Source organism: Myxococcus sp. CA051A (assembly GCF_013336705.1).
Lineage (GTDB): Bacteria > Myxococcota > Myxococcia > Myxococcales > Myxococcaceae > Myxococcus > Myxococcus llanfairpwllgwyngyllgogerychwyrndrobwllllantysiliogogogochensis.
This window is the reverse complement of record NZ_JABUMS010000003.1, coordinates 464433-484577: the sequence shown is the minus strand read 5'-3', so window position 1 is coordinate 484577 and position 20145 is coordinate 464433. Positions and strand designations below refer to the sequence as shown.

The window sequence follows — 20145 nt, the reverse complement described above, 5'->3', positions numbered from 1 at the left end:
CGCGCGGGACGACGTAACCCCCTGTAATCCGGCGGAGGTCGGGTAATCTGCGCGCCCCATGAACATCCGAATCCTCAGCGCCCTCCTCCTGTGCCTCACCGTCGCCGCCTGCAAGGACTCCGAGAAGAAGGAATCCACGGGTGGTTCCACCCCCGCCTCGGCCACCCCCAAGGCCCCCGCGCCCGCAGCGGAAGGCCCGGGCGAGTGGATGAAGAAGGCGTACGGCGGCCAGGACATCCAGGCCACGCTGGAGACGAACCAGGGCCCCATCGTCGTGCGGCTGTTCTCCAAGGACGCGCCGAACACGGTGTCCAACTTCGTGGGGCTCGCCACGGGTGAGAAGACGTGGACGGACCCTCGCAACGGTGAGCGCGTGACGGGCAAGCCGCTGTACGACGGCGTCGTCTTCCACCGCGTGATTCCGGGCTTCATGATTCAGGGCGGAGACCCCACGGGTTCCGGCCGCGGTGACCCGGGCTACCGCTTCGCGGACGAGTTCCAGAGCGGCCGCACGTTCGACAAGCCGGGCCTGCTGGCCATGGCCAACGCGGGACCGGGCACCAACGGAAGCCAGTTCTTCATCACCACGTCCACGCCGAGCTACCTCAACAACAAGCACACCATCTTCGGCGAGGTGGTGAAGGGTTATGACGTCGTGGAGAAGATCTCCAAGGTCGCCACGGGCCCGGGCGACCGCCCTGTGGACCCCGTCATCATCCAGAAGATTACCCTCGCGGACGCGGCCGGCGCGCAGTGATGGACCGACGCAACCTCCGACGCGTGGCCACGCGCCTGGGCGAGCTGGACTGCCAGGTGGTGGACGGGCTCGCCGAGGGCACCGTGCCGGACCTGGCGGTGATTCTCTGCCACGGCCTCGGCGCCGCGGGGACGGACCTGGTGTCGCTGGTGCCGGAGCTGATGGCCATGGAGCCGGTGCTGGCGGAGCGCGTGCGCTTCGTCGTTCCCGCCGGCCCGCTGACGATGGCCCAGTGGGGCATGCCCCAGGGGCGCGCCTGGTTCCACCTGCCCGAGGCCTTCATGCGCGGACAGATGCGGGATTGGGAGGCCTACTCGAAGGAAGTGCCCGAGGGGCTTCCCGCCGCCCGTCGAGCCCTCATGTCCGTGGTGGACGCGTTGTCGACCACGTCGAAGCTGCCCTATGGACGCATCGTCCTGGGCGGCTTCAGCCAGGGCGGCATGGTGACGACGGACGTGGCCCTGCGGCTGGAGGAACGGCCGGCCGGGCTGTTCATCCTGTCGGGCACACTCATCGCGGAGGCGGAGTGGAAGCAGAAGGCCCAGGCCCGGCAAGGGCTGCCGGTGTTCCAGGGCCACGGCCGTCACGATGACGTACTGCCCTTCGCGACGGGCGAGCGGCTGCGCGACGCGCTGGTGCAGTCGGGGCTGTCCGTGGACTTCTTCCCCTTCGATGGACCGCACACGCTGGACGTCGAGGAACTGGAGCGGCTGGCTGCGTTCCTGAAGGCGCGGCTGGGGGACTGAGGCATGTACCACGCGAAGGAGTTCACGGTGCCCACGCAGGGGCGCGGCTTCACGGACATCACCCGGGACGTGCAGCAAGCGGTGGCGGACAGCGGCGCGAAGCAGGGCCTGTGCACCGTGTTCCTCCACCACACGAGCGCGTCCCTGATTCTGTGTGAGAACGCGGACCCCGACGTGCGCCGGGATTTGGAGTCCTTCTTCGCGCGGCTGGTGAAGGACGGGGACCCCCTCTTCGTGCACGACGCGGAGGGGCCCGACGACATGCCCGCGCACGTGCGCACGGTGCTCACGCAGAACTCGCTGAGCATTCCGGTGAAGGACGGCGCGGCGAGCCTGGGGACGTGGCAGGGCGTCTACGTCTGGGAGCACCGCGCCTCGCCCCACCGCCGACGCGTCACCGTGTCGGTGGTGGGCTGAGCGTCAGCGCAGTCCGCGCGTGCTGGCGACGACGCGTACCTTGCGCTCCTTGAGGGGGATGCGCGCCTGCCCCCGGATGCGCACCCAGGAGCCGGGCGATTCGGGCGTGGCGTGCACCATGGACCAGCCGGTGGGGACCTCCGGCGCGGCCCAGCCGTAGAGGGCCCGAGCGTCCCTGGGCGCGAGGTTGACGCAGCCGTGGCTCATCGGCTCGCCGAAGCGGTCATGCCAGTAGGCGGTGTGCAGCGCGTAGTCCTCCTCGAAGAACATGGTCCACGGCACGGTGGCCACGCGGTAGGTGTCATTGCCCGCGGTGCCGTTGCCCGTCATGTCGGCCTCCGCGAATTTGATCCACACGCGGTAGAGGCCCTCGGGGGTGTCCGTGCCGGGCTTACCGGAGGAGATGAGCGTGGCGTAGACGGGGCGCTCGCCCTCGTACGCGACGAGCACCTGGGCATCCAGGTCCACGTCGAGCCAGCGCGCGCCGGGCTCCACACCGGGGGGTGCGTGGGTGAACCAGGCGACGTGGAGGTCCTCGCGCGCCACCCAGTGGTCCTCCGCGATGAGCACCCAGTTGCCGTCGGGAGACAGCTCGCGCACGGCCACCAGGGTCCGCGGGGGCAGCACCGTCTCCCGAGCGGCCTTCGCGTCAGGGGCCACCTTCACCTCGATGGGCGCCGTGGGCTTCACGCGCGACTGGGCCCAGGCGAAGGGCGAGGACAGCTCCGACAGCTGGTCCGCGTCCACGCCGACGAAGGCGGAGGGCCGGTACTCGCGCAGGACGCGGGCCTCCAGGTACTGGCCATCCGTCGTGCGCCAGAAGGTGCGTCGACCCACGCGCACCTGTCCGCGCAGCTGCACCGTCACCGAGCCCTTCAGCAGCACACCCCGTCTGCGCGAGCGGGCCAGGGCGAGGCTCGGGTAGGCGCGCACGCGCTTGCCCACGACGCGGGCATAGGTGCCGGGTGTCAGCTCGCCTTCGCGCAGGCGGGGCAAATCCCTGACGCGAGGCTCGCGGAAGTTGCGCTCCAGGTAGCGCTCGCAGACCCAACCACGGGGCTGGATTTCCACCCAGGTCTCGCACTCGGGGCCACGCATGGCCGTCTCGCCCTTCCAGAGCACGCGCATGTCCTGGGCCACGGTGCCCAGGGGAGGCGCGTCCTGACGAGGCGCGGAGCGGACCGCGATGGAGCGGCGCACGCGCAGCGAGCCCGCGTCGGGCTGATAGGGAATCGCGACGGGCTCGGTGCCCGCGTCCGCGCCGCTGGCAGTGGGGGTGCCGGAGGTGTCTTCGTCGGGCTCCAGGGATGGGTCGTCGAGCACGAGGCTGGTGTCCTCCAGCGGCTCACCATCCGGGCCGAGCACCAGCTCCACGCCCGGGTTCCGCTTGTCGGGGATGACGACGAGCTGCTCGGCGGGTGGAGGCGGTGACTCCTCGGGGTCCACGATGGGGGCGTCCTCGTGGCGCTCGGGCTTGGGCATCGCGCTGAGCGCGGGGTCGATGGCGAGCGAGGGCTCGTCGTGCGCGGAGGAGTCGTCCTCCGAGTCGCGGGAGTCCGAGCCTGGACGCGCGGCGGAAGCCGGACGCGAGGGGCCCCCATCCGTGTCGAGCACGGGCGCGGTCCGATTCCAGGCGGCGAGCAGGTCTCCCGGAGTGGAGGCCACGGGAGCCTGGCTTCCCGCCACTCCGGACCGTGGCGTGCCACCGTCTTCCGAGCCGACTGTCTCAGCGGAGGTGAGCCCGTTCGGCACGGGGCTATGAGCGGGCACGGCGGCATCTCCCGCGGGAACCGTCGTGCCCGCGACCTGAGCACCGTTCGCCCCCGCGGAGGGCGACACCACACCGGGCCGAGCCTCTACCGTCGGAGCCGCTGGACTGATTGGGACAGTCGCTCCCGTGGGAGGCGACACCGTGCTTCCAGCGACGGTCGGAACCTCTGCCATGGGAGACACAGCACCCCCTTGGATGGTCGCGCTCGACGTCGGAGACATCGAGCTTCCCGCGACCGTCGGAGGCGGAGCCGAGGATGCCACCGGAGTCGCTTGGACACTCCCGCCCAAGGGAGGCGACACCGTGCTTCCAGCGACGGTCGGAACCTCTGCCATGGGAGACACAGCACCCCCTTGGATGGTCGCGCTCGACGTCGGAGACATCGAGCTTCCCGCGACTGTCGGAGGCTGAGCCGAGGGTGCCACCGGAGTCGCTTGGACACTCCCGCCCAAGATCGGAGACACCGAGCTTCCCGCAACCGTCGGAGGCTGAGCCGAGGATGCCTCCGGAGTCGCTTGGACACTCCCGCCCGAGGTCGGCGCGCCAGCGCCTCCCGCCACGGTCGAGGGCGCCACTGGCCCCCCCTGGACGATCGCATCCGTAGGAGGCGACACCGGGGTTCCCGCCACGGTCGGCGCTTCCGTGGGGAGAGACGACGGGACTGCGTGCTTCCCTCCGCCCTCTTGGACGAACTCCGTGGGCGCGGAGGGATTGCCTGTCGTGGGGAGGGACGGGCTCGGCGCTACACCTTCAATGGGAGAGGGGGAATCCTCCGTCTTCGACGAAGGCGTGCAGGCGATTCCAGGCAGGAGAAGGGCGAGCTGAAGCCAACGTCGCATGTGGACGACACGGTACGAGGGCTCGCCCGCTTGCTCAACGTCGTCCGAGGTGGGGCCGCCTGCGCGCGACTCCGCGCGGGTGCGTAATCCGTGCGGTCCTGACGGTGGATGTCACATGCAACGGAATGGAGGGGCCCTGCCCGTCTCCCGCACGAGAGGAATCCCCTATGGCCCCGGATACCCCGAGACATGTCTCACGTGAGACATATCCCGCGTCACTCGGCCCCGCGCTCCTCGAGCCTACCGGGAGGTGGAGCGGCTGCGTCGCGGTGCCTTCCTGGTCGGGAGTGGCGAGGAAGGAGCCACGCTCGCTCCGGCGGTGATGAGCCGCAGCTCCGCGAGTGCCACGCGCACATGATGCGCGAGCTCGTGCTTCTTCGTGTCCTCGACCCAACGCTCGAACGCGCTCTTGAAGATGGCGATGCCCGCTTCGGCGACCAGGTTGGCCACCGTCTTCTCGACGCCACGTCCCCGGAGGCTCTCCGCCATCGCCGAGGCGAGTGACGCGAGTTTGATCAGCTCGCGCTCCCGCAGCTCCGCGTGCGCCAAGATGAGGGGTTGTCGCTTGGATGCATGCTCACGGCGCTCCTCGAATCCCGGCGAGAGGGCCTCGAGCGCGGCGGCGACAACATCGATGGGAGCCATCCCTTTCGGAGCATCCGCGATGGCGTTGACGATGAGCGCCTCGAGTTCCTTCGAGCGCGAGAACAGGACCTCTCGCTTGTCGGCGAAGTAGCGAAAGAATGTCCGCTCGGTGAGCCCCGCACGCGCGGCGATCTCCTCCACCGTCGTGCGGTCGTACCCGCGCTCCTGGAACAGCTGCATCGCGGCGTCTTGCAGGCGCTCGAGCGCGTTCGGTTCCCAACGACCCATGGCGCCACCCTACCTGATTGCAGCGACTGACATCAGGTGTTAGAAGTCATGTCAGCTTCTGACATCGGAGGTTCACATGCGCGTCTTTGTCACGGGTGCATCGGGACACATCGGTTCCGTGGTCATCCGCGAGTTGCTCTCGGCCGGCCACCAGGTCGTCGGGCTCGCCCGCTCCGACTCCTCGGTCGCCGCCCTGAGGTCCGCTGGCGCGGAGGTGCGGCGAGGCAACCTCGATGACCTCGAAGGTCTGCGGGAGGCCGCTGCCACCGCGGATGGCGTCATCCACCTCGCGTTCAAGCATGACGTGGCCTTCACCGGCGACTATGCGGGTGCGGTGATGGCCGACCTCCGCGCCATCGAGGCGATGAGCGCGGTGCTCGAGGGCTCCGGCAAGCCGTTCGTGGGCACGGCGGGGACGCTCGCGCTGGCTCATGCCGTGCTCGGTCGCCCTGGCACCGAACATGATGCGCTCGCGGGCGGCCCCCGCATCGACGCGGAGAATGCGGTGGTCGCGCTCGGAAAGCGCGGCGTCCGGTCCTCCGTCATCCGCCTCGCGCCGACGGTGCACAGCTCGCTCGACCATCAGGGCTTCGTCCCGTCGCTCATCACCATGGCGCGAAAGAACGGCTTCGCCGCCTACGTCGGGGACGGCGCCAACCGCTGGCCGGCGCTGCACACGCTCGACGCGGCGCGACTCTACCGACTGGCGTTGGAGGTCGCGCCCGCGGGCTCTCGCATCCACGGGGTCGCCGAGGAAGGCATCTCTTTTCGCGACATCGCCGAGGCCATCGGCCGTGGCCTCGGACTACCGGCCAGGAGCGTCTCGACTGGAGATGCGAGCAATTACCTCGGATTCCTCGCCGCCTTCGCCCAGCTCGACAACCCCACGTCCAGCGCGCACACGCGCGACCTCCTGGGCTGGCAGCCGACACATCCGGGGCTGCTCGCCGACCTCGCCGAGCGCCACTACTTCGAGCCCGCGCCCTCCGTGTGACACGAGGCGCGATGAACGCGAGCCCGGCGCAATGAGCGCGAGCCCGGCGCGATAAGCGCGCGCCCGACGCGATGAACGCGCGCCCGACGCGATGAACGCGCGCCCGACGCGATGAACTCTCGGCGCCCCGGACCGTGGCGTTGCCCGGAACGGGGTCACCGGTTCAGCGCAGCAGTCCGATGACCTCCGCGGGGAACGCCGTGCCGGAAGGCCAGAGCACGTAGGCCGCGCCCCGCGAGTGCTGCCACGCGCGCCAGAGTTCGTCGCGCTTGTACGTCACGGACACCGTCTCGTCGGTCTTGAACGCGGGGTCATTGCACACGACATCGCCTTCGGGCGTGAAGCCCTTCAGCACGATGAGGTGCCCATCCGAGCTGCGCACGGGCGAGCCGGTGAGCTCCCCCTCCTCGTAGGCGATGCTGATGCTGACCGGAATGCCCGCGGCGATGAGCCGCTCCACCTGCGCGAAGCCATCCAGGCGCAACACCGCGCCGTGCAGCGCCCCGTCACCGATGGCGGAGGCATACGCCGTGTTGAAGGCCCAGTTGCCCGTCCCCTTGTAGACCCAGTCATAGGTCCGGTCGGCGGACGAAGGCACCGTCGTGGTCAGCTCGGGCCGCCCCAGCTTCCGCCCCCAGTACCCAAGCAACATCGTGGTGGACGTGGGCGAACACCACACGGGGCCACCCTCGGGGTACAGCATCTGCGAGTGGCCGGGCACCTCCAGCACGGTGCCCCAGGCCGCCCGGTCCGACGACGCATCCGCGACGACACCTTGCTTGTCGCTCACCGCCGCCGTCAGCGCGCGAACCCGAGGCGTGGCCTCCGGCTGCGACGAGAACAGCCACACCGTCATCCGCAGCGCATCCGCGCGACGCTTGAGGTTGAGCGTGTCCGTGTACACCTGACCGTCCGCGTCCCCCTGCCCGTCCACGCTGTGCCGGGCCACGGGCACCTTGTCGAAGGCCCACACGCCCAGCTCGTAGTCCTTCGTCCAGGCGCCCTCGATGCGCGCGGCAAGCGTCACCTTCACCCAGGTGCCCGGAGGCGTCTGCGCATCGAAGGACGGCACCACGCTGGTGAAGCCGCCCGGCACGAGCTGGACCTCGGAGACGGCGCTCCCCAGCCGGTAGGTTGCCTCGTGATAGCGCGTGCCACCGTCCTCGTTACGTCCCGTGGGAACGGGCACGCTGTCCGTCCGCGCCGACGCGTCCAGCACCAACGCTCCATCCCCGGTGAGCGCGGTGCCCTCGCGCGTGAAGCGCTCGAAGTCGCGCTCTACGGCGCTGCGCCGCCACAGTCGAGCCGGGGGCCCCGGCTCGTCCGAAGGTGAGTCCTCACGACCTTTCTGCTGCGAGACACAAGCCGTCTGCGTGGAAGCAAGGAGAAGAGCCAGCGTCGACAGGGAGCGCGCGTTCACGGCGCGGAGTCTGCGAAACCGGCCCCACCCAGCACAAGGCGCATCGCAGCGTTGGCGCACTCCACCGACGTGACGTCATGCGCCCACGACGTTCATTCTCAGGCGCAGCGGAATGACACGCACCGAAGGGTCCTCACCTGAACGGTGACGAACCAGGCGGTCGCCACGGCACGCAAGGCACCGCTCCGACTCCCTCAGGCAGTGTCGAAGCCGCGCATCCCGCTTCGCCGCCTCTCGGAGCCCCTCACGAACGCTGCCTCCGAGCCATGCGAGGCACCGCTCCGACTCCTTCAGGCAGTGTCGAAGCCGCGCATCCCGCTTCGCCTCTCACGAACGCTGCCCCCAAGCCATGCGAGGCACCGCTCCGACTCCTTCAGGCAGTGTCGAAGCCGCGCATTCCGCCTCGCCTCTCACGAACGCTGCCCCCGAGCCATGCGCGGCACCGCTCCGATTCCCTCGGAGGCAAAGCACCGCCGACTCAGCCAGACGGCGGCAACGCCTCTCGGCCCTACGACTCCGCCTCCGCGCCCGACGCCTCCAGCAGCTTGTAGAGCGTCTTGCGGTCCACATCGAGCAGCCGCGCCGCCTCGCTCTTGTTGCCGCCCACCGCCTGGAGCACGTGCGCCGCGTACCGCCGCGACAGCTCCGCGAGGCTCGGCATGTCCCCCGCCAGCCCCGTCAGTCGCTTGGGCGCATCGCCAATCGGCTCCGGGAAGTCCTGTGGCCCCAGCACGCCCGTCACGTTGAGCGCCAGGGCCCGCGCGACCACGTTCTCCAACTGCCGCACGTTGCCCGGCCAGTCGTAGGCCGTCAGCCGCGACATCGCCTCCGACGTCACCACCGGGCTCACTCCGCCCCGCGCATGTCGCGACGCGAAGTGCACCACCAGCGCCGGGATGTCCTCGCGCCGCTCGCGCAGGGGCGGCAGGTGCAGGTGCACCACGTCCAGCCGGTACAGCAGGTCCTCGCGGAACACTCCCTCCGCCACCCGCTCCTTTAAGTCCCGGTTCGTCGCCGCGACGACGCGCGCGTCCACCTTCACCGGCACGCTCTCACCCACGCGCCGGATTTCGCCCTCCTGCAACACGCGCAGGAGCTGCGACTGCACCTTCATCCCCACGTCGCCAATCTCGTCGAGGAACAGCGTCCCGCCATTCGCCTCCTCGAACACCCCCCGCCGCGCGCCCGAAGCGCCGGTGAAGCTGCCCTTCGCATGGCCGAACAGCTCGCTCTCCATCAGCGATTCGGTGATGGCGCCGCAGTCCACGGGGATGAACGGACCGTTGGAGCGAGGCGAGCGATTGTGCAGCGCCCGCGCCACCATCTCCTTGCCCGTGCCCGTCTCGCCCGTAATCAGCACCGGCACGTTGCTCGCCGCCGCGCGGGCCACCTGCTTGTACACCTCCAGCAGCGCCGGGCTGCGCCCCACCAGCGCGCTGCGGTCCACGTGCTGGCGCAGCGAGCGGTTCTCCTCCACCAACCGCTTCTGCTCCAGCGCCCGGCGCGCCACGCGCAGAATCGCGTCCACGTCGAAGGGCTTGGCCAGGTAGTCGAAGGCCCCCAACTGGATGCTGTCCAGCGCGCCCTCGATGTTGCCGAACGCCGTCACCACAATCACCGGCGTGTCCGGAAGGTGCGCCTTCACCTCCTGCAACACCTTGAGGCCATCGCCCGGCTCGGGCATGGCCATGTCCGTCAGCACCAGGTCGAACGAGCCCTCCGCCAGCTTCTCCTGCGCCGCCTTCGGGTGCGCCGCCTGCGACACCGCGCCCAGGGGCCCCAGCAACCGCTGGAGCAAGTCCCTCGCCTGAGGGTCATCGTCCACGACGAGGATGCGGGATGTACTCATGAAGCCACCTTGCGATTCGCGGAAGCAGTGGACGACTCCACGGACTCGACGGTGCTCCCCACCGTCGGCCGCGTCACGCGCGCGAAGCGCACCACCACGCGCGTGCCCTTCCCCTCTTCCGAACGCACCGTCAACGTCCCACCGTGCGCCTCCACCACGCGCTTCGTGGTGGCCATGCCCAACCCATGCCCTGGCAACGAGCGGACTTCCGGCGCGCGGAAGAACGGCTGGAACAGCGAGGCCATCGCCACCGGCCCCATGCCGATGCCGTTGTCCACCACCTCCAACACCGCGTCCGTCCCCTCGGTGGACACACTCACCGTCACCCGTGGCTCCGGCCGGCCCGCCGTGTACTTCACCGCGTTCGTCAGGAGATTGCGCGCCGTGACTTGCAGCAACTGCCCCGGACAATCCACCGCCACGCCCGCTTGCAGCGTCCGCTCCAGCGCCACGCCCTGCGCCGCCGCCGTCTGCGCCACCTCCAGCAACACCGTCGTCACCGCCGTGTCCAGCTCGCCCACGGTGCGCTCGCCGCGCGTGCCCGCTCGACAGAAGCGCAGCAGCGCTTCAATCAGCTCACCCATGCGCACCGCGCTCGACTCACACTGCGCCAGCATCTCCAGCGCGCCCGCGTCCTTCACCGCGCCCGTGCGACGGATGAGCGTCAGGTAGCCCTTGAGCGGCGCCAGCGGACTGATGAGGTCATGCGCCACGCGACGCGTGAAGGAATCCAGCTCTTCGTTGTGCCGGCCCAGCTCCGCGAGCTGGCCGTGAATCGTCGCGTCCTGACGCTTGAGCAGCGTGGTGATGTGCCACCCCACCAGCATGGACAGCAGCATCGCCAGGAGCGTGGTGCCCGCGCCCAGCGCCGTGTTGCGCACGCGCAGGTCCGCCAGGCGCCCCACCAGCCGGCGCGCCTCGTTCGCGTTCTCCTCCGACAGCGAGCCGCCCAGCGCGTCCAGTTGCGCGGCCACCGGGCGGATGCGCTCGGCCAGATGCCGGCGCGCCCGGTCCGCCTCGCGCCGCTGGGAGAACACCGCCGCCGCGCGCACCTGGTCCGCCAACCCCTGGCAGGCCGCGTTGAAGCGCTCCCACACCGCCTTGTCGCCCGGCGGCAGGTTGCGCGTGTACGCCTCCGAGGCGAAGCGGATGTCGGTGAGAATCTCCTCCATCACCGCGTCCGCGGCCTTGCGCTCGGCGTCGTCCGTGGCGCGGATGTGCGCCTCGATGGCGGACTCCAGCGACAGCGCGTCCACGCGGATGCGGCCGATGAGGCTGGCGCGCTCGAGCGCCTCCTGCACCAGCGCGTCCACCTGCGTGCCCGTGCGGACCTCCGTCCACAGCGTGAAGGCCGTGACGGCGGACAGCAGGGCCACCACGAAGAAGAAGCCTGCGCGATAACCGCGAATGGACGTCCGGGAGCTCACCAGGGTCCGACCTCTACCACGGCGGCACGGGCCCGAGGACCCAGCCCTCCGTCAAGGCACCGCCGTCCCGTCGCCTGCTTCAGGGGCGTCCGGCTGCCGGGCCGACGGCAGCCGCCGCCGCGCCCGCTCCAACGCTGACTCATAGAAGACGTCGGAGAGCTGCTCGTGCATCTCCCGCAGCTCGTTCAGCTCCCGCTCGCGCGCGAGCAGCTGCGTGTTGTGCTCCTCCAGCGCGTGCCGGTCCGCCTCCGTGCGCACCAGCTCCTCCATCAGCGCCAGCCGGCCCTGCTCCACCTCGGCGCGCTCCTGCGTCAGCCGCTCGATGGTCGCCTCCAGCGCCGCCAGTCGCATCGCCACCGCTTCGGTGCGCTCCCGCTCCACCTGGTACTCGCGCTGCCAGCGCAAGGTCTCCTGGACCTGCGCCTCCAGGCGCTCAGGCGTGATTCGCGCGCACCCCGTCGCCAGCCACGCCACAGCCGTCGCGAACCACAGGAACCGCATACACCGTCTCTCCCGCGCCGCGGTCGCGAGAGATTCGCGACGACGAGGTGCCACGGGCCCATACCCTCTCGCCGAGGATGGCCGCGAAGCTTGCTCAAGTGCCCCGGTGTCGTCAAAGCGACAAGTGCCTGTCTGGGGAGCAAGCCCCCAATGTTGGAGCTTCAACTGAGGAGTTTCTCCCCAGCACCCGGCCCGCGAGCGCCGCGCCTCACTCGGAAGAGGCCGCTGGCACGCGTGCTGCTCAAGCGCCTGCCCGCTGATACGGCGCAATCTCGCGTCGTCCCCCCTCAACGGAGCTTTCCATGAAGACCGTGTTCGCCGCCGCCCTGCTCGCCGCCGCCACCGCGTTTGCCAACACCCCGGCTCCCGCCGCCGCCCCCGCCGCCGAGGCCAAGCCGGCCGCCGCCGCGCCCGTCGCGGCTCCCGCCGAGGCGCAGCCCGCGCCCGCCGCCGAGGTGAAGGCCGAGGAGGCCAAGCCCGCCGCCGCCGAGGCCAAGCCGAAGGCTGGCAAGAAGGCCAAGAAGGCGGCCCCCAAGGCCGAGACCGCCGCCGAGACCAAGTAGTCTCGACTTCCTCGTTCTGAGGAATCCACACGAGGGTGCCCTTCCAAGGGGGCGCCCTCGTGGCATTTTCAGGGTCTGTCCTGCCCCGGACACTCCGTCGCCGGCCCAGCCTGCTCGGAAAAGCACCTGTGTCATCTACACCCCTCCTGGGTCATTGTCTGCGGCACGAACTCTTGACTTTCAGTAAAACTGGGATTTGACAGAAACACAGTAATCGCGCTTAATGTGACTTCAGAGGATGACAGTCCGTTCCGGATACTTGCGGAACCCGTTGCAATTCGTCTTTTCCTGGAGTCACCCCATGGTGGAAGCCTTCTCGAAGGTGTCGGAAGCCTCGAAGCTCTTGCTGGAGAAGGGGCTCGGGCCCAGCACCGCCGTCGAGTCCCTGGGGATGGTCGGCCATGCGCTGGGCGTGGACCGGGCGTACATCTTCGAGAACCGCACGCAGCAGACGTACGGCCGGTTCGTGACGGACCTGCGCTACGCCTGGGCGGAGCCGCCCACCGCGTCCGCGCTGGCCAACCCCGTGCTGCGCGCCTTCTCCTTCCGGGACTTCGCGCCGGGCTGGGTGGACATGCTGGAGGCGGGAATGGTGGTGGCGTGCCCCACCCGTGACGCGCCGCCCATGATGAGGGACTTGTTGGAGCGCCAGGGAACGCAGTCGATCCTCCTGTGCCCCATCAACCCCTCGCGCCAGCAGTGGTGGGGTGTGGCGGTCTTCGAGGACTGCCGCCGTCCCCGGGCGTGGAAGCCGGAAGAGGTATCGCTCTTGAAGTCGCTGGCGCGGGCGGTGGCGGCGTCGGTGCGCCACGGGCAGATGCGCTCGTCGTTGGATCAGGTCCGCACCAGCCTGCGCGCGGCGGTGGGTCGCACTCCGGCTTCGGGGCACTGAGACTCGAAGTCGCTCCCCTGGTCGCCGGGCAGCCTGGGCATCGGCGACCCCCTCTCTCGCGCGTGGACACCTCCGCCGAGCGTTTCTGTTACCCTGGCGGCCCCCCTGCCCTACCGCCATGTCCTCCATTGACCCGACGGCGATAAGCCGGACCCGTTCCCCGGATCTCATCAGCGGTTACCGCCTCGAAAAACTCGTGGGTACCGGAGGCATGGGAGAGGTCCACAAGGCCACCCAGTTGTCGCTGGGCCGCACGGTGGCGGTGAAGCTGCTCAACGCGGAGCTGGCCAAGGACCCGTCCTTCATCGCGCGCTTCCAGAAGGAAGCCGCGGCCCTCGCCGCGCTGAGCCACCCCAACGTCGTCTCCATCGTCGACAAGGGGAAGACGGACGTCACCTACTACCTGGTGATGGAGTTCGTGGACGGGCCGTCGCTGCGCGAGTTGATCCGCGCCCCCCAGCTCGACATCTTCGGCGCGCTGCGGCGGATGCTCGAAATCTGCCGGGCGATTGAGTACGCGCACGGCCGAGGCGTCATCCACCGCGACCTGAAGCCGGAGAACATCCTGCTGGACCAGCAGGCGGGTGGCATCGCCAAGGTGTCCGACTTCGGGCTCGCCTCGTTCCTGGACGACGCGAGTCCCTCCTCGCGCTACGCGCTGACGTCCACGCACGTGTCCATGGGCACGCTGTCGTATATGGCGCCGGAGCAGCGGGTGGACGCGAAGAACGCGGACGCGCGCGCGGACATCTTCTCGCTGGGCGTCATCCTCTACGAGTGGCTGACCGGCGAGGTGCCGCTGGGCACGTTCGACCCGCCGTCCCAGCGCAAGCCGGGGCTGGACCCGCGCGTCGACAGCATCGTCACCAAGTGCCTCAAGCCGGACCCGGAGGACCGCTACCCGTCGGTCGCGGCGCTCATCGCGGACCTGGAGCTGCTCGTCCCTGGCAGCCTGCCGTCGATGCTGCCGGTGAAGCTCACGCGCGTGCAGCGCGTCAAGGCGGGCGTGCGCAAGGTCGTGCGCGTCGTGATGCAGACGGTCGCCGTGCTGATGGTGCTGGCGGCGAGCTTCGTGCTGGGCACCGCGTTCTACCTGAGCGGCGAGCGGCGCGTTCCCACCTCACCGGGCGCCACCATCATGGCGTACCTGGGCGAGCCGCGAATCCAGCCCGTGCCCGGGCGGGAGGAAGCAGGTCCCGAGCGCCGCAAGGTGACGTTGGGCGAGGGCCTCGCCGAGCAGAGCCTCGTGGTCGCCGGCAGGCCGGTGAACCTCGAGGACAAGACGCTCGTGTTCCCCTGGCAGGACGACACGACGGGCGTGGGGCGGGTGCGCGTGGACGTCACGCGACGGGAGGGAGACATCCTCAGCCTGACGGGCCAGTTGCTCACCGAAGCGCCGCCGCCCACCTGGGAGCGCCGCCTGCGGGACATGTTCAGCCTGTACCAGCCTTCTGCGCCCCCCACCGTGGCCATGCTGCTGACGGGAAGCACCGGCCGCTACGTGGCGCTGGTGCACAACGGAGTGGGCGAGCCCTTGCGCCTGGAGTGGGCGCTGGGTGAGCGCCGGGGCGCGATGCTGGGCATGGAGTCGCCCCGAAGCGGCCCGGTGTCGCTGGAGCTGGCTGTGGACGCCGAGGGCCGGCTGGAGGCCTTCATGGGCACCGGCAAGGACCGTCGGGCCATCTTCGAGCCGCTGGTGCTCGGCATCGGCTGGATGGACCAGTTCGGCGACGCGCCCTTCCCCGGCTTCGGCTGCATGGAGGCCACCTGCCGCGTCGCCGGCATCACCTACGTGCTGAAGCAGTCCCCGCCCGGGGGGACCACGGCCCCGGTGCCCACCCCGCTGCCCCCGCCGGTGAAGACGGTGGCCGTCGCGGTGCCCGCCAAGGCGGTGGTGCCCAAGAAGGCGCCGCCCCCTCCCCCCAAGAAGCAGCCCGCCAAGCCCGCGCCGAAGAACGGCAAGCGCCGCTAGCCCCCTTCCGAGCACTCGAAGCGGACAGAGACTCGCAGGGGAATATGGCCAGTGACGGGGGATTGCATTATCCCTCGACCCTCCTATGCGCACCTTCCGCCGCGGCCTGACCGCGTTCGCTCTCGTCGCCGGCCTCTCGGGCTGCTCCCACTCCCCCTCCTCCGCCAGCATCGCGCCGCGCGTGCTGGAGTCCGCCGCGGAGAAAGCCCAGTCCGGTTCGGACGAGGCGCGCACGCTCGCGTTCGCCGGCTTCCACGCGCACCTGCTCGCGGGCGACTCCGTCCAGGCGCAGCAGCGCTTCGACGCGGCCATCGCCAAGGACCCGGGGGACCCGTACGCGCTCATCGGTCAGCACCTGCTCGCGCGGCGCGCGGGACGGCCGGACCGGGCCCTCACCGCCGCGCTGGAGCTGGTGACGCGCGCACCCACCCACCCGCTGGCCCTCATCGCCGCGCGCTACGTGCTGGACACCGTGGGCACCGCGCCGCCGCTGGATGACGCCATCCTCAAGGCCGCGCAGCAGGCGCTCGGCGCGGGCGCCACTGGAGAGACGGCCTACCTGCTGCGCGGCGCGCGGCTGTCCGTCGCCGTGGCGCGCGGGGACACGAAGGCGCGCGACGCGGTGCTGCGGGAGCTGGGCGGCGTGTCCGAGGCGACGCTCGTGGGCCCCTTCTCCGCCTTCCACGTCCTGTCCTGGGATGAGCCGTTCCCCACGAAGCAGGACGGCTCGCTCGCGGGCCCCTTCACCGGCGCCTTCGGGACGGTGACGCCGCGCAAGCTGCTCGCGCCGGACGGACGGCTGGACCTGGCGGGCGAGCCTGGCGAGGGCGACGTCTACCTCATGGCCTTCGACGCGGAGGTGCCGGAGGCGGCCACCTACGTGGCGCGCTCGGTGAGCGCCGCGACCCACCAGCTCCTCGTGGACGGCGCGCCGCTCATGGAGCGCCGGGGCTGGGAGCGGGCCACCAGCACCGTCACCACCCGCGCCGTGACGCTGCCCGCGGGCAAGCACCGCTTCATCGTCCGCCAGCTCAAGGGCGCGACCTCCGGCGTGTTGTCCTTCTCGCTGATGCGCGCCGACGGCCGGCCCTCCAACGTGCGCTTCACCGCCGCCACGGGCGCGGCCCCCGCGTCCTGGGGCAGCGCGCCGAAGACGTCCGAGGCCGTGGGCGTGTACCCCACGACGCAGAGCCTGAAGGACGCGCTGTCCGGTGAGGCCGGAGACCTGCTGTCCACCGTGCTCGCGGCCCGCGACGGACTGTCGCGCGACGCGGACGGGGCGCGCCGGTTGATGGCGGACGTGGAGGCCACGACGCCCGCGCTGCTGTCGCTGCGCGCGGAGCTGGCGGCCGCGGACCGCACGGTGCCCGCCAAGGTGGCGCGCGGTCGGGCCACGCGGGACTTGGAAGCGCTCCTGCCCAAGGACCCGGGCAACGTGGGCGCGCTGCTCCTGCGCGCGGACCTCTTCATGGACGACGGCCAGCCCGCCTCCGCGCTGGAGACGCTGAAGACGGCGAGCGAGGCCGTGCAGCCCCCGGGCTTCCCGCTGTTCCTGATGCGGGCGCGCGCGGCGCTGACGCTGGACGTGGACGCGCTGGCGGAGGAGTCGCTGGCGGCGGCGCTGCAGATTCAGCCCAACCTGTGTGAGGCGCTGGGGCTCCAGTACAACCTGGCGCGGCGGCGCGACGCGGTGGAGCGCTCGGACGCGCTCGTGGAGGCGCAGCAGAACTGCCCTGGCGTCCAGGCGCGGCGGGCCGACCACGCGCGCACGCGCGGCGATTTGGAGACGGCCGCGCGCGCCTTCGCGGAGATGCTGGCGCGAGACCCCACCAGCGTGAGCGCGGGCACGTCGCTGGCCACCCTCTACGTGGGGCTGCGCCGCCACGACGACGCGCTGGCGGTGCTCCAGGCCCTGACGGTGACGTGGCCGCGCAACGCGGAGCTGCTCAAGCGCATGGCGGACGTGCGCGAGTACGCGGGACAGAGCGCGGAGGCGCTCGCGCTGAGGGAGAAGGCGCTGGCGCTGGAGGGCGAGGACCTGTCGCTGCGGCGCGCGGTGGAGCGCGCGAAGACGGGCAAGGAGCTCTTGCAGGAGCACGCCATCGAGGGACGTGAGGCGATGCGCGCCTACGACGCGGAGCCCGTCACCGGCGGCGCGGCCGTGTTCGTGCTGGATGCGGCGGCGGTGCGCGTGTACCCCGACGGCAGCATCGTCAACCGCATCCACACCATCCAGAAGGCGCTGGAGCAGTCGGGCGTGCAGGAAATCGCGGAGGTGAACGTGCCGCGCGGCGCGCAGGTGCTGGCGCTGCGCACGCTGAAGGCGGACGGGCGCGTGCTGGAGCCGGAGAACATCGAGGGCAAGGACACGGTGAGCCTGCCCGGCGTGCAGGTGGGCGACAGCGTGGAAGTGGAGTACCTGCTCGCGGAGAGCCCTCGCGGCCCCGCGCAGCCGGGCTTCACGGCGTCCGCGTTCTACTTCCAAATCGCCAACCAGCCCAACGCGTGGACCACGTACACGGTGGTGGCGCCCAAGGGCTCGGGCATGAAGGTGGACGCGCACGGGATGAAGGCGCCCCCGCCGACGGTGAAGGGCGACGAGGAGGTCTTCCACTACGAGGCGCGCCGCGTGCCGCCGTTCATCCCCGAGCCGGACGCCCCTCCCTCCGGCAACGAGTACCTGCCCTTCGTCATGGTGGGCGCGGGCGCCACGGGCAACGAGGGCCTGATTCGCGTCTACGGCGACGCCTTCCAGGACCGCTGGCTGCGCACGGCGGAAGTCGTGGACTTCACGCGCAAGGCCACCCAGGGCAAGCAGGGCCTGGACGCGGTGAAGGCGCTGCATGCGGCGGTGATGCAGCGCTTCTCCGGACGGGACAACGGGCTGGGCCAGTCCGCGGCGTCCACGGTGGCGCAGGACCGGGGCAGCCGGCTGGCGGTGCTGAAGGCGGGCCTGGAGGAGCTGGGCATCCCCTCGCGCGTGGCGGCGGTGCGCACGTTCAACGTGGACCCCAACGACTACCTCTTCCCCAACGACAGCCTGCTGCCCTACGCGGCGCTGCGCGTGGAGGTGCCGGGCAGCGAGCCGGTGTGGGTGGATACGTCGGTGCGCTTTGGCCCCTTCGGCGAGCTGCCGGAGTTCGCCATGGGCGGGCGTGACGCGTACCTGGTGCCGGAGCCGGGCCGGAAGCTGGAGGTGGTGAAGACGCCCGCGATGAAGGAGTCCGCGGGCAAGCAGGTGCGGCTGACGCTGTCGCTCGACGCGGAAGGCAAGCTCAGCGGCAAGGGCGAGGAGACGTACCTGGGGTTCGAGGCGGCGCAGCTGGCCGAGGCCTTCAACCAGCTGTCCGCGGAGAGCCGCAACCAGGCGCTCCAGGGCGCGGTGGCGCGGTACTTCGGAGGCGCGGCGCTGTCGAGCGTGAAGCTGGACCACGAGGACGTGGTGGGCGCGCCCTTCGTGCTGCGCTACGAGTTCACCGTGCCGCGCTTCGGTCGACTGGAGGGCGACAAGCGCATGGCGCTGGGGCCCCTCACCTTCCCCGCGCAGCTCGGCCGGCGCTACGTGCAGCTCAGCTCGCGCCGCACGCCGCTGTACATCGACAACACGGAGGCCAGCAGCACGCAGGTGACGGTGGCCCTGCCCTCCGGCTGGAAGCTGCCGGACCCGCAGCCGGCGCTCGACGTGAAGAACCCGTTCGGCCGCTTCACCCGCACGGAGAAGCAGGAGGGCTCGACGCTCACAATCACGGAGTCGCTGCGGCTGCCCCGCGCACGCGTCGCCCCGCGCCAGTACGAGCAGTTCTCCGGCTTCACCGGCGACGTGGACCTCATCCAGACGCGCGAGATGTTCCTCGTGAAGCCGTAGTCCAGGCCGAGCTGGCCAGCGGGAAGCGGACGCTCCGTCGCCCGCCTGGCCACCCGGCGTCCCACCCTTTCAGGCGACTTCGGCGGGCCTCCCGGGTTGAATACGGGGGGCCCGCTCGCGTCTGAAGGCCCATCGAAGTCCCTCGCGAGGGGGATGGCATTCTCAACACGGAGACGACGTCATGAGTCCTCGAAGCTGGCTCTGGATGGTGGCCCTGCTGTCGGCCCCGGTGGTGCAGGCGCAGACAGCCCCGGTGCCCTCGGACACGGGTTATGCCGACGACGGCCGCGAGTACGCCGACGGCGACTACGACGAGGACTCCGACGAGGAGATGGCGCCCATGGCCCCCCAGCCTCCTCCGTCGCTGCCCACGGAGCGGCCGTCGCGGCGGCCCTACGCCGGCGCCGTGTGGGCCTCCGGTCACTGGTACTGGGACGGCGGCGAGTGGCGCTTCAACCCCGGCACCTGGGTGGCCCCCATGGCGGGCTACCAGTTCGTCAACGGCTACTGGGAAGAGGACCGGGGCTCCTGGTACTGGGTCTCCGGCGGCTGGGCGCGCCAGGGCACGACGGAGGTGGAGATTCCCATCGCCGTCTCCGCGGAGACGCTCTCCACCCAGCAGGCGCCTCCCGCGCCTCGCCAGGAGATGCGCCCGGCGGCGCCCTCCGCGAACCTCGTGTGGGAGCCCGGCTATTGGTACTGGTCCGGCAACAACTGGGACTGGGTGGACGGCACGTGGGCCGCGCCGCCGCGAGCCGACCTGGTCTTCGTCTCGCCCCGCTGGGTGCAGCGCGGACTGGCGTGGCACTTCCTCGGCGGAGGCTGGGCGCCTCGCGGCTCCGTGAATGTCACCATCCCCGTCTTCCGCCACGCGCGCGTCACCGTGGGCTGGGGCCACCCCAACTACTTCGCCCACACGTGGTACCGCGCGCCGGCCGTCCGCTACTACTACCACCGCCCGTGGCGGACCTCCGGCCACTACTACCGGAATGACCGCGTCTGGCGCTCGCCGACCTACCACAGCTACTGGAGGGACCGCGGCGGCCCCCGCCACCACGACCGCGATGACTCCTGGCGCAACCGTGGCAATGACCGCTCGCACCGCGATGACCGCTGGAAGGGTCAGCAGCCGTCGCGACGCCAGGACCGCTGGCGCGCGCCCAGCCAGCGCTCGCGCACCCATGACGCGACGCCCGTCGGCGGTGGCTCCCATGGCCATGGTCGCGGCCGGGGACGTGGTGACCGCCACTGAACATCGC

At 70.8% G+C, this 20145-nt stretch carries 15 protein-coding genes; 9 read left to right on the top strand and 6 right to left on the bottom strand.

Features of this window, described 5'->3' with window-relative positions; all coding sequences use genetic code 11:
- Nucleotides 1-58: 58 nt before the first annotated feature.
- Genes HUA74_RS11965 through HUA74_RS11955 form a run of 3 tightly spaced genes read left to right on the top strand, consistent with a single transcriptional unit; the run spans nt 59 to nt 1920 of the window.
- Nucleotides 59-757 carry a peptidylprolyl isomerase gene (locus HUA74_RS11965; protein WP_141647427.1) on the top strand — a complete coding sequence of 233 codons (699 nt, stop codon included), beginning with the start codon at nt 59-61 and terminating at the stop codon, nt 755-757.
- Nucleotides 757-1503 (top strand): alpha/beta hydrolase, encoded by a 747-nt coding sequence (locus HUA74_RS11960; RefSeq protein ID WP_174454652.1) that lies wholly within the window; start codon nt 757-759, stop codon nt 1501-1503. The genes HUA74_RS11965 and HUA74_RS11960 overlap by 1 nt, the downstream gene beginning before the upstream one ends.
- Before the next feature lie 3 nt (nt 1504-1506).
- On the top strand, nt 1507-1920 hold the full coding sequence (locus tag HUA74_RS11955) for a secondary thiamine-phosphate synthase enzyme YjbQ (RefSeq protein WP_141647429.1): 414 nt from the start codon (nt 1507-1509) through the stop codon (nt 1918-1920).
- Nucleotides 1921-1923: 3 nt separating this feature from the next.
- Here the strand turns inward: HUA74_RS11955 and HUA74_RS11950 are convergent, their stop codons facing one another.
- Both HUA74_RS11950 and HUA74_RS11945 read right to left on the bottom strand, forming a co-directional pair.
- On the bottom strand, nt 1924-3690 hold the full coding sequence (locus tag HUA74_RS11950) for a L,D-transpeptidase family protein (RefSeq protein ID WP_371817228.1): 1767 nt from the start codon (nt 3688-3690) through the stop codon (nt 1924-1926).
- A gap of 1080 nt (nt 3691-4770) precedes the next feature.
- On the bottom strand, nt 4771-5403 hold the full coding sequence (locus HUA74_RS11945) for a TetR family transcriptional regulator (protein WP_174454651.1): 633 nt from the start codon (nt 5401-5403) through the stop codon (nt 4771-4773).
- Nucleotides 5404-5479: 76 nt separating this feature from the next.
- Here HUA74_RS11945 and HUA74_RS11940 point away from each other — a divergent pair, with 76 nt between their 5' ends.
- Nucleotides 5480-6397, top strand: a complete 918-nt coding sequence (locus HUA74_RS11940; protein WP_174454650.1) for an SDR family oxidoreductase — start codon at nt 5480-5482, stop codon at nt 6395-6397.
- Nucleotides 6398-6560: 163 nt separating this feature from the next.
- On the opposite strand, the gene HUA74_RS11935 is transcribed toward HUA74_RS11940, so the two are convergent.
- From HUA74_RS11935 to HUA74_RS11920, 4 genes are all read right to left on the bottom strand, one after another.
- The gene (locus HUA74_RS11935) at nt 6561-7817 is read right to left on the bottom strand and encodes a peptidase C39 family protein (protein WP_174454649.1); all 1257 of its coding nucleotides are present in this window, start codon (nt 7815-7817) and stop codon (nt 6561-6563) included.
- A gap of 508 nt (nt 7818-8325) precedes the next feature.
- A complete protein-coding gene (locus HUA74_RS11930) occupies nt 8326-9666 on the bottom strand; it encodes a sigma-54 dependent transcriptional regulator (protein ID WP_141647433.1) in 1341 nt (446 codons plus the stop codon).
- Nucleotides 9663-11096: an ATP-binding protein gene (locus HUA74_RS11925; protein WP_174454855.1), complete on the bottom strand. Its 1434-nt coding sequence runs from the start codon at nt 11094-11096 to the stop codon at nt 9663-9665. Before HUA74_RS11925 ends, HUA74_RS11930 begins: the two co-directional genes overlap by 4 nt.
- A 48-nt stretch (nt 11097-11144) precedes the next feature.
- Nucleotides 11145-11594 (bottom strand): hypothetical protein, encoded by a 450-nt coding sequence (locus tag HUA74_RS11920; protein WP_141647435.1) that lies wholly within the window; start codon nt 11592-11594, stop codon nt 11145-11147.
- 302 nt (nt 11595-11896) lie between these two features.
- Between HUA74_RS11920 and HUA74_RS11915 the strand changes: the two genes are divergently transcribed.
- The 5 genes from HUA74_RS11915 (at nt 11897) to HUA74_RS11895 (ending at nt 20138) form a co-directional block, all read left to right on the top strand.
- The gene (locus HUA74_RS11915; protein WP_141647436.1) at nt 11897-12157 is read left to right on the top strand and encodes a hypothetical protein; all 261 of its coding nucleotides are present in this window, start codon (nt 11897-11899) and stop codon (nt 12155-12157) included.
- 301 nt (nt 12158-12458) lie between these two features.
- Nucleotides 12459-13049: a GAF domain-containing protein gene (locus HUA74_RS11910; RefSeq protein ID WP_141647437.1), complete on the top strand. Its 591-nt coding sequence runs from the start codon at nt 12459-12461 to the stop codon at nt 13047-13049.
- 118 nt (nt 13050-13167) lie between these two features.
- Nucleotides 13168-15021, top strand: coding sequence for a serine/threonine-protein kinase (locus HUA74_RS11905; RefSeq protein ID WP_174454648.1), 1854 nt, complete (start codon nt 13168-13170; stop codon nt 15019-15021).
- Nucleotides 15022-15106: 85 nt separating this feature from the next.
- Nucleotides 15107-18886 carry a tetratricopeptide repeat protein gene (locus tag HUA74_RS11900; RefSeq protein ID WP_174454647.1) on the top strand — a complete coding sequence of 1260 codons (3780 nt, stop codon included), beginning with the start codon at nt 15107-15109 and terminating at the stop codon, nt 18884-18886.
- Between the two features lie 181 nt (nt 18887-19067).
- Nucleotides 19068-20138 carry a YXWGXW repeat-containing protein gene (locus HUA74_RS11895; protein WP_174454646.1) on the top strand — a complete coding sequence of 357 codons (1071 nt, stop codon included), beginning with the start codon at nt 19068-19070 and terminating at the stop codon, nt 20136-20138.
- The last annotated feature ends 7 nt before the right edge of the window (nt 20139-20145 follow it).

Excerpts from the sequence above, each read along its gene's own strand:
- HUA74_RS11955 (WP_141647429.1), top strand. The coding sequence starts at position 1,507 with ATGTACCACGCGAAGGAGTTCACGGTGCCCACGCAGGGGCGCGGCTTC.
- HUA74_RS11930 (WP_141647433.1), bottom strand. The coding sequence starts at position 9,666 with ATGAGTACATCCCGCATCCTCGTCGTGGACGATGACCCTCAGGCGAGG.
- HUA74_RS11895 (WP_174454646.1), top strand. The coding sequence starts at position 19,068 with ATGAGTCCTCGAAGCTGGCTCTGGATGGTGGCCCTGCTGTCGGCCCCG.
- HUA74_RS11910 (WP_141647437.1), top strand. The coding sequence starts at position 12,459 with ATGGTGGAAGCCTTCTCGAAGGTGTCGGAAGCCTCGAAGCTCTTGCTG.
- HUA74_RS11905 (WP_174454648.1), top strand. The coding sequence starts at position 13,168 with ATGTCCTCCATTGACCCGACGGCGATAAGCCGGACCCGTTCCCCGGAT.
- HUA74_RS11960 (WP_174454652.1), top strand. The coding sequence starts at position 757 with ATGGACCGACGCAACCTCCGACGCGTGGCCACGCGCCTGGGCGAGCTG.
- HUA74_RS11900 (WP_174454647.1), top strand. The coding sequence starts at position 15,107 with ATGCGCACCTTCCGCCGCGGCCTGACCGCGTTCGCTCTCGTCGCCGGC.
- HUA74_RS11945 (WP_174454651.1), bottom strand. The coding sequence starts at position 5,403 with ATGGGTCGTTGGGAACCGAACGCGCTCGAGCGCCTGCAAGACGCCGCG.
- HUA74_RS11920 (WP_141647435.1), bottom strand. The coding sequence starts at position 11,594 with ATGCGGTTCCTGTGGTTCGCGACGGCTGTGGCGTGGCTGGCGACGGGG.
- HUA74_RS11915 (WP_141647436.1), top strand. The coding sequence starts at position 11,897 with ATGAAGACCGTGTTCGCCGCCGCCCTGCTCGCCGCCGCCACCGCGTTT.
- HUA74_RS11965 (WP_141647427.1), top strand. The coding sequence starts at position 59 with ATGAACATCCGAATCCTCAGCGCCCTCCTCCTGTGCCTCACCGTCGCC.
- HUA74_RS11940 (WP_174454650.1), top strand. The coding sequence starts at position 5,480 with ATGCGCGTCTTTGTCACGGGTGCATCGGGACACATCGGTTCCGTGGTC.